Origin of the sequence: Lelliottia sp. AC1, from assembly GCF_023278595.1 — a bacterium.
In the GTDB taxonomy this organism is placed as follows: Bacteria; Pseudomonadota; Gammaproteobacteria; order Enterobacterales; family Enterobacteriaceae; genus Enterobacter; species Enterobacter nimipressuralis.
The window spans coordinates 4,168,211-4,180,150 of the sequence record NZ_CP025699.1; the positions used below are offsets into that span (position 1 = coordinate 4,168,211).

Consider the following 11,940-nt stretch of genomic DNA (forward strand, 5'->3'; position numbering starts at 1 on the left):
CTGCTTCCGGGAATAGCGCGTGTTCGCCACGCGCTATTCTGGGAAACAGCAGAGGTTACAACGTGATAATAACGTTATCGAGCGTATCCATCGGTACCGGACGAGAGAGGAAATACCCCTGTGCAGCCGCTGCGGGGGAGTTCTGCACATCCCGCCACTCTTCGAGCGTTTCAACGCCTTCAACAATCACGCCCTGGCAATAGCGATTCATCAGCTGCAATAGCAGTGTGAACAAATTGCGGCCTTCCTGGGTCTGGCGCAGCATGATGAACAGGTCGCGGGCCACTTTGATGTAGTCGTAGCGTACTTCGCTTAACGCGGAGAAGTTCGCCATGCCCGTGCCGAAATCATCCAGCCACAGGGGGCCAAACTCGCACATCGAGGCAAAGGAGGAGTCCTGCGGCAGGCGCACGTGCTCGACCAGCTCAAAGCGCATCCACGGCAGCGAGGCGACCAGCTTCTGCAGCTGCGGGTTCTGGCGCAGCGCGATCAGCGTCGGGCCGTCGACGTTCACCGACGCCAGAATGTCGTGCCGGGCGAAAAAGTCCCGTTTCGTCCCCAGCATTTCGAGCTGCTCTTCCAGCACATCCAGACGCTGACGTACGCTCACCTCGGCGAAATAGCGATCCGGGGCGATGCGCTGCGTGGGATTCGACGGGTGGGTCACGACAGTTAAGATTTCAATTGCCATGAGTCTGCCGTCAATGCGGTAAATCGGCTGATAAGTATAAGCACGCTCACATTGCAGCCAATAGCGATGCTCCTGCAAGCTTTCAATACTTGCTTCCGGAGTGGTGCATAGCCGCTGGATAACCTGCTCTGACTTCATTTCAGATGTCCTGTTGAAAAGAGATGACGTGTCTGGACTCGTCAAAAGGTTATCGGCCCGGGATGTGAGAACTTTATGTTCAGCTGGCGGGGAAAATGAAATTAAGATGACAGAATCTGCCCGGAACGCGCGCTGGCTCAAAAAAAAATTTGGAACGACGTTTTAATATAGTTGACCATAAAATCCCCACAGCGCACACTTACATTAATTTATCGGTTCAGGTTCACGACTATGTCTAAAAAAATTGCCGTGATTGGCGAATGCATGATTGAGCTGTCACAAAAAGGTGCGGACGTTAGCCGCGGTTTTGGTGGCGATACGTTGAATACTTCGGTCTATATTGCCCGTCAGGTCGCGCCAGACGCGCTGACAGTCAACTATGTGACCGCACTCGGTACCGACAGCTTCAGCCAGCAGATGCTGGAAGCCTGGCAGAGTGAAAACGTCCAGACGTCGCTGATTCAGCGTATGGAAAACCGTCTTCCGGGGCTGTACTACATCGAGACCGACAGCACCGGCGAGCGCACGTTCTACTACTGGCGCAACGAAGCCGCAGCCAAATTCTGGCTGGAGAGCGACGAATCTGCGGCCATCTGCGAAGAGCTGGCGACCTATGATTATCTCTACCTGAGCGGAATCAGCCTGGCGATCTTAAGTCCATCCAGCCGCGAAAAACTGCTCTCCCTGCTTCACGAATGCCGCGCGAACGGCGGGAAAGTGATTTTCGATAATAACTACCGTCCGCGCCTGTGGGCGAGCCGCGAAGAGACGCAGCAGGTTTATCAGCAGATGCTGAACTGCACCGATATCGCGTTCTTAACCCTCGATGACGAAGATGCCCTGTGGGGCGAAAAACCGGTCGACGACGTGATCGCACGTACGCATCAGGCCGGTGTGTCGGAAGTGGTGATTAAGCGTGGCGCCGATTCCTGCCTGGTCTCCGTGGCAGGTGCTGCCGTGGTGGACGTCCCTGCGGTGAAACTGGCGAAAGAAAAAGTGGTGGATACCACGGCGGCGGGCGATTCGTTCAGCGCCGGATATCTGGCCGTGCGCCTGACGGGTGGTACGCCTTCGGAAGCCGCAAAACGCGGACATCTGACGGCCAGTACAGTGATTCAGTATCGCGGGGCGATTATCCCGCGCGAGGCGATGCCTGACTGAGTTCGTGCACGACACCCGGCTGACAAACAAAAAAACGGCAACCATCGGTTGCCGTTTTATTATCTTTTCGCCATTACTGCGCTTGCGGAATATCCGTCGCATCCTGATGCAAATCATCGGCCGCAGGCTGAGCGGTACGCTCTTCGTGCGACATGATCTCATCCCAGGTGGCCTGTAGCTCTTTCATGTTGTATTCCGGCTCGCCTTTCGGCTGCAGCAGAACAAGCGCCATATCTTGCGACAACTGCTGACGCAGATCCTGATTAATCATCTCAACGGTCAGGCTGTTCAGGAAGTCCTGGCGCAGCTTCTGATACTGCTCCGGCGCAATATCCACCACCTGATTTTGCAGGGAGCGAATGCGCTGGCTGATCAGGATATCCGTGTCAGTGCGGGCGTAGGTTGCAAACAGTTTTTGCAGCTCCAGATTCTTCTGCGCCACCAGCGCGTTGAACTCTTCTTCGCCCAGGCCATCTTTACGCACTTTGGCCAGCTCTTTGGCGACAACGCTGAGATTCGTGTTCAGTTTGTCGTTTGGCGACTCCACGTTGATCGCACACTGTCCGCGCTGGAACAGCACGCGGCAGTCGAAGCCAATCCCGATATCCTTCGCATTGTTTTTGCTCAGGGTCTGCTGAACATGCCAGAACAGCGCTTCACGGGCGAGATCGGCACGCCAGTAGCGCAGCAGCGCGGCGGATTCACGAATCGGCTGCCATGGTGTGTCCCACATCAGCGACAGACGGTCCTGACGCACGGAGTCGGTCATGATGCTCACCGGCTCGGCACGCAGCGGGGCCAGCGTGGAAACCGGCGCAGGGACTTCGCGCTTACCCTTCAGATCGCCAAAGGTTTTGCCAATCTGTTCGATCACCGCGCGGCTGTCGACGTTGCCGACCACAATCAGGGTCATCGCATCCGGGGTGTACCATTTTTGATAGAACGATTTGACCTGCTCGATATCCACCGGCTGTTTGACCGGCTCTGCCGGATCGTGTCCCAGCAGCGATGAGCCTTTCAGGCGGTAACGCCACCAGCCGTCTTTGGTATCCGCAGGCCAGGTCGCCACCATGTCGCTGTTGCTCAGGGCATAGTTAACCGTATCAGGGGTGATCGCCACTTTACCGGCGGTATCGCCCAGCCACGTCAGGGCCTCTTTCAGAAGGTCGTTACGGTTGTTGGGCAGGCTGAGGTTAAACATGGTGTAGTCGTAGGAGACAACTGCAGGTGGAAGTGGACGTTTCGGGTCGATGCCCTGCTGCCACAGTGAACGCACCTGCACGGCTTGCAAACTGCCGCTTTGGGTCAGCGCCAGTCGAGGAATAAAATGGCTAAGCCCGCTCTGCTGCGTGCTCTCGGTTAATGAACCGGTATTGACGGAAAGACGAATTTCGATGCGGTCACTGGGACGTTGCGGAGTGGCTAAAACCTGCCACTGAAAACCATTCGCCAGTGTGCCCTGCTGCCAGGCTGGGTCGGGCTGGAGCGTATCTGCCTGCACATAACTGGCTGCTGCCATCATCAGCAAACCGCCGGTTAAGAGTCGAATTTTTGTGCCCTGCATGTAAACCCCTGATCAACATTCCTGGTTAAAAAGAGTGTCTCACTACATTGAGCACTCTGAAGATAATGTTCAAACACTTCGATTAGACCGCGTGTTCTGCGAAACGTCACGGCGAGAAGTGAAATATACCCGAAAAAAATCTTGTCGAAGTATGACGGGTATGAGCAGTTATTATGCGCAGGAGCCCGCTCCCCGACAAGGGTGAGCGGGCATAAGTGCTGAATTTATGAGGATAAACCGTGGGATTTGCTCTCCGGCACGCGATTATTCAGCGTATCGTCGAGTTTTTTATGGTCCAGCTCTTTCACCCATTTCGCCACCACCACCGTGGCAACACCGTTACCCACCAGGTTAGTCAGGGCGCGGGCTTCGGACATAAAGCGGTCGATGCCGAGAATGAGCGCCAGGCCCGCCACCGGAAGATGCCCTACCGCCGAGATGGTCGCCGCCAGCACGATAAACCCGCTGCCCGTCACGCCCGCCGCCCCTTTCGAGGAGAGCAGTAGCACCACCAGCAAGGTGATCTGATGGAAGATATCCATGTGGCTGTTGGTCGCCTGGGCGATAAACACCGCCGCCATGGTCAGGTATATCGACGTTCCATCAAGGTTAAACGAGTACCCCGTCGGAATGACCAGCCCCACCACCGATTTACGGCAGCCCAGTTTTTCCATTTTATCAAGCATACGCGGCAGTGCGGATTCGGAGGACGACGTCCCCAGCACAATCAGCAGCTCTTCGCGGATGTAGCGGATAAATTTGAAAATACTGAAGCCCGTCGCGCGCGCAATACTGCCCAGCACCACGACCACAAACAGAATACAGGTGATATAGAAGCAGATGATCAGTTGGCCGAGCTGCACCAGGGTGCCGACGCCATATTTACCGATGGTAAAGGCCATCGCCCCGAACGCCCCGATGGGTGCCAGGCGCATGATCATATTGATGATGCCGAAAATCACCTGCGAGAAGCTTTCGATGACGTTGAAAATCAGCTGCCCTTTGCTGCCCAGGCGATGCAGGGCAAAACCAAACAGCACGGCGAACAGCAGCACCTGCAGGATATTCCCGCTGGCGAAGGCGCCAATCACGCTGCCGGGAATGACATCCAGCAGGAAGGCGACGATGCCCTGGTCTTTAGCCTGCTCGGCGTAAACGGCGACCGCTTTCGCATCCAGCGTCGAAGGATCGACGTTCATCCCCGCGCCCGGCTGCACGACGTTGACAATAATCAGGCCGATAATCAGCGCAATCGTACTGACCACTTCAAAGTACAGCAGCGCCACCGCACCGGTCCGGCCTACCGCCTTCATGCTTTCCATGCCAGCGATACCGGTCACCACGGTACAGAAGATAACGGGCGCGATGATCATTTTAATGAGCTTAACGAACGCGTCGCCAAGCGGTTTCATTTGAGCGCCCAGTTCAGGGTAGAAATGGCCAAGCAGAATACCGATGGCAATCGCTGTCAGGACCTGAAAGTAAAGGCTTTTAAAGAGAGAGGTTTTCATAGGGTGTCCTTGGAAAGAAAAACCACAGGATTCTTATGGGTACAACTTTCCTGCGGCTTTAAAATAACACCCGTAAAACATGACAGAAATGAACTTAGATCAAATATGAAACATGAATGTTAAAAACTGTGTGCTGACTCGAACAAGCCAGCAACAAAGTTAGACATTTACGTAAGAATTGTCGCCCGTAAAGTAGCGTTTTTCGAACTCTTCCGCCGGAACGGCTCGGGCAAACAGGAAACCTTGTCCACTTTCGACACCCGCCTGCGCCAGCCAGTCGCGCTGGGCTTCGGTTTCGACCCCTTCGGCAATGACGTGCAGATTCAGGCTGCGTGCCATCTGGATAATGGCTTCCACCATGCTGCTGTCGTCCGGCAGGCCGTCAACGAAGGTTTTATCGATCTTCAGGACATCGACCGGCAGCGTTTTCATGTGCTGGAGCTGACGCAGACCGGCGTAGCCCATGCCGAAATCATCCAGCGCAATGCGGATACCGGCGTTGCGCAGCGGTTTCAGAATCGCCACCGCTTCGTTTGGATCGTCGATGCGACGGCTCTCCGTCACCTCCAGAATCAGAGTGTCCGGCTTGATGCGGTAGCGGTTGATCAGCTCCAGCATCTCCGAAACCATCGTCGGATGCATCAGTTGTAGCGCCGACAGATTCACCGACAGCGGCATGTTGATACCGCGCTCCTGCCAGGCCGAAAGCTGGCGGCATGACTCTTCCAGCACCCAGTAGCCGACCGTCACCATCAGGCCACAGGATTCGATGCGCTCAATAAGTCCCTCGGGCAGCTCCCAGGAGCCATCTGGCTGCATGACGCGCAGCAACGCTTCCGCGCTGGTGACGTCGCCCGTGGCCAGATTCACCTGCGGCTGGAGCCAGATCGCAAAGTGGTGATTATCGAGCGCCGTGAGGATATCGCTCTCTTCCGTCAGGCGCTGCTGCGCCTTTTCCATCTGCTCTGGCTCGAAGAACTGGATCTGATTTTTGCCTTTACGACGGGCGGTAAAGGCCGCCGAGAAGGCGCGGCGATAGAGTTGTTCCGCCGTCAGATCGCCATAATACATCGCCAGGCCAATGCTGGCGCTTGGGCGCAGCTGAATCCCCTGGATGGGCAGCCGCTCATTGATGACAGTGAGCACTTGCTGACCTAATGTGATGGCGTGCCACGGCTCTTTCACACCGTGGGCCAGAATCACAAAGTCGTAGCCGCTGACCTGCGTCAGTACCATGCGCGGCGCCAGCACCGATTTGATCTTCTCCACCAGCGTCAAGAGCAGCATTTCACGCTGGCTCTCTTTCAGCACGCCCGCCGTGTCCTGCAGGGTTTCACAGGCCACTGCCATCAGTGCGGTGGTCTGCTGGCGCGCAACGGTCTGCTCCAGCAGGGCCATCAGGAACGCCTTATTCGGCAGGTCCGAGACCGGGAAGCGGGTCGCGTTGCTGTTGATTTCATCATGCTGGCGCATCAGGCGCTGCTGATTGATGTTATAGCTTCGCACCAGCATACCGATTTCATCGTCGTGGTGCAGACGCGGCAGGGCCAGCTGGTGCCCGACCTGGTCCTGCGGGGCGAGATTATCTAGCTCACGGGCAATTTTACGCAGCGGATGGACGATCAGCCGGTTGATGCACCAGGTGAGCGCCACGGTCAGGATCAGCGTCAAAAGTAAGTAAGTGGTCACCAACGTGGCGATCCAGCTCATGACAAACTTATGCATGCGATAGGCATCTGCCTGCAACACCAGATAGGCCAGCGGCTGCGGGTTCGCAGGGCGTTCAAGAGAATAGAGCGGGAGCGAAATCTGCACTGGCAGCTCAAACAGCCGCATGATCATCATCGGCACCGGGCGTTCGGGAATAAAGCTCATCCGCAACGCCTGGAATTGATTGGGTAATACCACATCCGCGCGGCTGACGATCCCCGCAGGCTGAATGCGCTTGATGATGGTTTCTGCTTCGGGGATATCCCCTTTGAGAATGGCGGCGGAAAGCGGTTCACGGACCGAGCGGGCAATACTTTCCAGTTGCGAAGCCGTGTTGTAGCGATTCTGCTGTACGGAATGAAACAGCAAAATGACGCAAAAGACGAATACAAACACCATAGTGACGGCTGAGACCATCGCCATTTGTTTGATAGTTAAAGAACGGCTGACACGCAAATTGACTCTCCACAAAACCCGAAGCATAGGGTAACAAAGTGTTACCCTATTCCCGGCAGAGTATACCCGATCGCGACGATTTTAAGAGAGCCTAAGAGGTGGATTAAAGATAAATCCGGTTACCAGTCCGCGTAAGGGATAAGCGGTTGCGGAGGCAGGTCCATATCGCCCTGCCAGCCCTCAGCCGAGTAGCGCACGTAAATTAACGCATGACTCGGGGTGTAATCTTTCGCCTCCTGAATATCAACGCCCAGACCGACAAACCAGTTTGAGGTCACGCGACGTTCGATAATCGCCCGCGCGGTATAACCGGTGCCGGACGAGCTGCTGCCATTTTCCGGCTCTTTTTTGTCGGAATACATCAGGTTGTCATCGATATCGTAGTGATTATCTGGAATCAGCCCCTGAATCGGGTAACGCATCCCGTCTTTGGTTTTGGAATGCGACCAGGAGAACGACCCGCCCAGCTCCCATGACCAGTTTTCGGTGCGTTTACGCCAGGTGACCGGCAGCGCGAAGGAGACATACTCCTGCGGGCTGTAGTAGCCGCCCTGTCCCAGAGAATAGGCACTCAAATCTTTGTCGTAATGCCAGAGCATATTCGACACGCCCACCGTCAGACGCTCGTTGTTGTCGTTGATAAGCTTATAGTAATAGCCGGTCATCCAGCGAATACGCCAGTTATCCTCGACGTTTTTGCCCTGCAAAGCGTCCATATTCAGGCTTGACCAGACGCCGTTCGCTTCGCCTTTGTCGTAACTGACGCTGACGCCACCGCCGGTTGCGCGCACGCCGCCCCAGGTGGTTCCCGTGTTCGGGTCTTTTTGTCCGGCGAAGGCCAGCAGTGAGCTGGAGATCGGGCGACGATGGGCATTCAGGGTGTAACCGATCGGGCCGAGATCGTTGCTGTAGCTCAGGCCGCCGACCACATCGACGACGTCAAAGCCCATCGGCGTGGTGCCGATGTCCATCTCCCAGGTTTTGTTCTGCCAGCCAACGGCCACGCTGGCGCCGTTTTGTTTCTGGCTGGTGTTGCCGCTACACGGCGTCGCCGCACAGGTCCCCCATTTCGGGTCGTAGGTGCCACCGTTGGTATCGAAGGAACCTGCGTCCATGTTCACCATGTCGCTTCGGAAGAACATCCGTCCGTCCGACAGCGGCGCATCCACGTGCAGCATGGTGGTGTGCGCTTTCAGGTCGGAATACCCGCCCGTACCGCTGGAACCCCAGTAGTCGTGCTGCAGCGTGACATTCACATCCTGCTGCTTATAGAGATCCGCCGCATCGCTGCGCACGCCGCGTTTCAGCCAGTCGTCTTTTTCGTCATTGCGCGTCAGACGGGTGAAGCTGTCGTTATCTTCAGGGCGCGACGGGGTGACGCCGGAGGCCACCATTGCATCTTTGTAGGTTTCCAGCGCCTGCTGCGGCTGACCGCTTTGGGCCTGGAAGTTAGCCGCATCGCGCAGCACCAGTGCGCTTTCCATCGACGGCGGCTGCGATTTGGCCTGCGGAATAATTTTGCTGTAGGTCTGCTGTGCGGCAGTCGTATCACCGAGATCGGCCTGCACCCGCGAGATACGACGCTGCGTGTTGATCGACGGCGCCTCACCGTTCTGCCCGGCGGGCAGTTTGGCAAGCTCAGCGCGGGCAGCGTCTTTATTGCCTTGCGCGATATAGACTTCCGTCAGGCCGAGCAGGGCGTCAACATTTTGCGGTTCACGCTGCAGGACAGTGTTGTAGGCCGCAATGGCCGACGAGTTATCCCCGCGCTGCTGCGCCCAGTCGGCCAGCGTTAAATCGATACGTGAGGAGGCAGGCTGCTGGCGCAGCAGCGTTTCGGCTTCCCGCTCCTGGCCGCTTTCACGCAGGCGATTGGCGGTTTCCAGCACCTGATCGCTTTGCAGGCGGTTAGCCAGTTCCTGAATATTGCCGCTCCATTGCTCGCGCGGCAGAGTGTTCAGGTGCGCAAGGGCCGCGCGATCCTGATTGTTACCCGAAAGATATAACCCGTAGGCATACACCTGCTCCGGATCGGCCGGTTTTTGGCTGGCCAGCTGGCGCATAAGCGTATCCGCCTGGCTGCGCTGTCCGGCGCTATAGAGATCGCGCGACAGGCGATAGGTAATCCACACATCGCCTGGCGAGAGCGCCAGACGGCGGCGCTGAATTTCCGCTGCCTGTGCAAATTTACCCTCGTTCTCCAGCTGTTCTGCCTGCTGAGATAATCTGTCGTTGGTCAGGCTGCGTTCGATATCGTCGATACTGCGACGCTGGCTGGCAGAGAGCGAACGGATAAACTGGTCGGCTTTTTCCGGCGATTCCGCGCGATAGATATTCGCCAGCCCGCGCACCGCGTTGCTGTTACCGCTGTCCATCCGCAGGGCCTGCCGGTAGAAGCGCTCGGCGGCGGCGTTGTCTTTGCGCGCGACGGCGGCATCACCCAGCCCGAGCACCGCGTAGCTGTCGGTATTATCGATAGTGCGCGCCTGCTGGTAGTAACGTTCTGCCTGTGCGACATTGTTGGCTTTCAGCGCGGCATCGCCCTGCTGGATCAGCAGCCAGTAACGGTTCACTTTCAGCAGGCTGTCCCATTTCCCCCGGTTATCACTCTGTGGATCGAGAGCAATGGCTTTTTCAAACTGTGCAACGGCGCGGGCACGATCGCCGCGCTGGGAGTAGGCCTGGCCCAACGCGCCTACCGCTTCGCTGTCGGTGTGATTGGCGTTTACCGCCTGCTGCAGGTCAGATACCGCTTTATTGCCCTGTCCTGCCTCCACGGCGGCCAGCCCTTCGGCTTTGGCGCGGAACGCCGGATCGGCCAGCTGTTTTTGCTGAGCTTCCAGCTGCGAGCGGGCGGCGGTAACGTTATCGCCCGCGCTGAACACCTGCAGATAATCCTGGAGCGCTTTTACGCTGCCGGCGCTGACCGGCAGGTCTTTGATCTGCTGATACCAGATATCAGAGGCCGCATCGCGCCCGGCGTTCGATCTCGCCATCTGCCTGAGGACGGCAAAGCCCTCATCACGACGGCCGTTTTTGAATAGCAGCTGGGATAACGAGTTCTGCAGTTCGGTGTTGCCAGGGCTGCTGAGGTTAATTTTTTTAAGCTGGTTAATAGCCTCGTTGCTGCGGGCGGGATTTTTAGCCACCACGTTCCAGTATTCCGCCGCCAGAACGTCGTTCGGCGGATCGCCAGCGAAGATTTTATCGTAGGCGGCAATGGCTTCCTGGGTATGGCCCGTTGTGGCCAGCAGGCGCGCCTGCTGCAGATCCTGACGCCCTTCTGGGGTCGAGAGCAGCATCGCATTGCGCGACGCTTTATAGGCGCTGGAGCTGGGCGCAAGCCCTTTGAGACGGTCTAACTCTTTTTGCGCCCCGGCGTTATCACCCTGACGCAGCAAATAGCGGAAACGCGCGGCGACCACATCCGGATTGTTGGGGTCGATCAGTTCAAGACGATACAACGACTGGCGAACCAAATCCTCGCGGTTGGTCGATTCGCCCAGGCGCACCTGTTCCAGCAGCTGTTGCTGCTGCGGAGAATTGGCGGCCTGCGCCAGCGGCATCAGCGTCAATCCAAGGGATAAACTGAGTAAACTTAATGAGAACTTGCGCATTCCTGGCCCCAGTCAGGGTGTAATTCACCCTTTGCGGTGAAACGAAAACGGTGCTGATCCCATCCTTGTCCAAACAGGGTCAGTACGTAGCTGTAATAGGCGTCGTTACCGGGAAAATGGTCGGCGACACGCTGACGTTGTACCGCTTGTGCATCGCGGTTTTGTAAAAACGGCAGCAGTGAGGCGGAGAAACCAACCGGGCCATTCCCCGTGGTTTTACCGCTGGCGACATCGACTTTCTCAGGGGGAACGCCTTTTTTTGTTGTTAGCGTCGCCATGGGTTTAAAACGCGCCAGCAGCCGTGCTTTCTGCGGGTCCCGGTCGTGCAACATGCCCGCCCAGAGATAGACGCGAATCGCATCGTAACTGCCGATAAACGTTTTTTCTGGCTTCAGTTGCCAGCCCTTATTTTTTTGATATTGCACCCAGTCGGGTGAGAACCCTTTTGGCGCGGTTTCCAGCAGCAGGCGCAAATTGGTTTCACGAAGCGTAGTCCAGGGTGCGCCAAAGCGGGTGAAATAGTTCGCCAGCTGCGGCGGGAGATAGCTTGGATTGAAGCGCCAGGATTTCTCTTCGGCAAAGCCGACTTTGCCGGGCAGCAGCATCAGCCCCAGGCCCGGCACTTTTACCACCTCTTCACTGGCGATGCGCTTGAGCAGCGCTTTCCCGGTGGCGGTGTACTCTGGCGCTTTCCACAGACGCCCCGCCTCCAGCAGCGACCAGGCAATCCAGATATCGGCATCCGACGCTGAATTGCTGTCGATCACCGCCCAGGCGTCTTTCTCTTTCATTCCCCACAGCCAGGCGGGGAGATGCTGGCTTAAATCGCCCTGCGCGAGGTTGTCGCGCGTCCAGCCGAGCAGGCGATCAAAGGTCTGACGATCGTTCGCCGCGAGGGCAAAAAACAGCGCGTAGCTTTGCCCTTCCGACGTACTGATTTTGCGCGCGTCACTGGGATCAATGACGCGCCCGCCTTCGCTGATATAGTCCTTTTTAAACTGCTCCCATGCAGGCCAGGTGCAGGCGGCGCGAACGTTCACCGCCGCCATTACCACCATAGCCATTACGCACCAGCGAAACCCTTTCATCACC

At 57.0% G+C, this 11,940-nt stretch carries 7 protein-coding genes; 1 reads left to right on the forward strand and 6 read right to left on the reverse strand.

Annotated features, from left to right (window positions below; all coding sequences use genetic code 11):
- Nucleotides 1-55: 55 nt before the first annotated feature.
- Nucleotides 56-829, reverse strand: a complete 774-nt coding sequence (gene pdeH / locus C0560_RS19860; RefSeq protein ID WP_100778499.1) for a cyclic-guanylate-specific phosphodiesterase — start codon at nt 827-829, stop codon at nt 56-58.
- Nucleotides 830-1,060: 231 nt separating this feature from the next.
- Here pdeH and C0560_RS19865 point away from each other — a divergent pair, with 231 nt between their 5' ends.
- Complete coding sequence (locus tag C0560_RS19865; protein ID WP_123429833.1) at nt 1,061-1,990, forward strand: sugar kinase; 930 nt, start codon at nt 1,061-1,063, stop codon at nt 1,988-1,990.
- Nucleotides 1,991-2,063: 73 nt separating this feature from the next.
- On the opposite strand, the gene C0560_RS19870 is transcribed toward C0560_RS19865, so the two are convergent.
- The 5 genes from C0560_RS19870 to bcsZ all read right to left on the reverse strand — a co-directional run bounded on the left by C0560_RS19870 (nt 2,064) and on the right by bcsZ (nt 11,936).
- Complete coding sequence (locus tag C0560_RS19870; RefSeq protein WP_100778497.1) at nt 2,064-3,554, reverse strand: pitrilysin family protein; 1,491 nt, start codon at nt 3,552-3,554, stop codon at nt 2,064-2,066.
- Between the two features lie 224 nt (nt 3,555-3,778).
- On the reverse strand, nt 3,779-5,065 hold the full coding sequence (dctA, locus tag C0560_RS19875; RefSeq protein ID WP_100778496.1) for a C4-dicarboxylate transporter DctC: 1,287 nt from the start codon (nt 5,063-5,065) through the stop codon (nt 3,779-3,781).
- Between the two features lie 159 nt (nt 5,066-5,224).
- The gene (hmsP, locus tag C0560_RS19880) at nt 5,225-7,231 is read right to left on the reverse strand and encodes a biofilm formation regulator HmsP (RefSeq protein WP_248859296.1); all 2,007 of its coding nucleotides are present in this window, start codon (nt 7,229-7,231) and stop codon (nt 5,225-5,227) included.
- Nucleotides 7,232-7,350: 119 nt separating this feature from the next.
- The gene (gene bcsC, locus C0560_RS19885) at nt 7,351-10,848 is read right to left on the reverse strand and encodes a cellulose synthase complex outer membrane protein BcsC (protein ID WP_248859297.1); all 3,498 of its coding nucleotides are present in this window, start codon (nt 10,846-10,848) and stop codon (nt 7,351-7,353) included.
- Nucleotides 10,830-11,936 (reverse strand): cellulose synthase complex periplasmic endoglucanase BcsZ, encoded by a 1,107-nt coding sequence (bcsZ, locus tag C0560_RS19890; protein ID WP_248860316.1) that lies wholly within the window; start codon nt 11,934-11,936, stop codon nt 10,830-10,832. Before bcsZ ends, bcsC begins: the two co-directional genes overlap by 19 nt.
- Nucleotides 11,937-11,940: the final 4 nt, after the last annotated feature.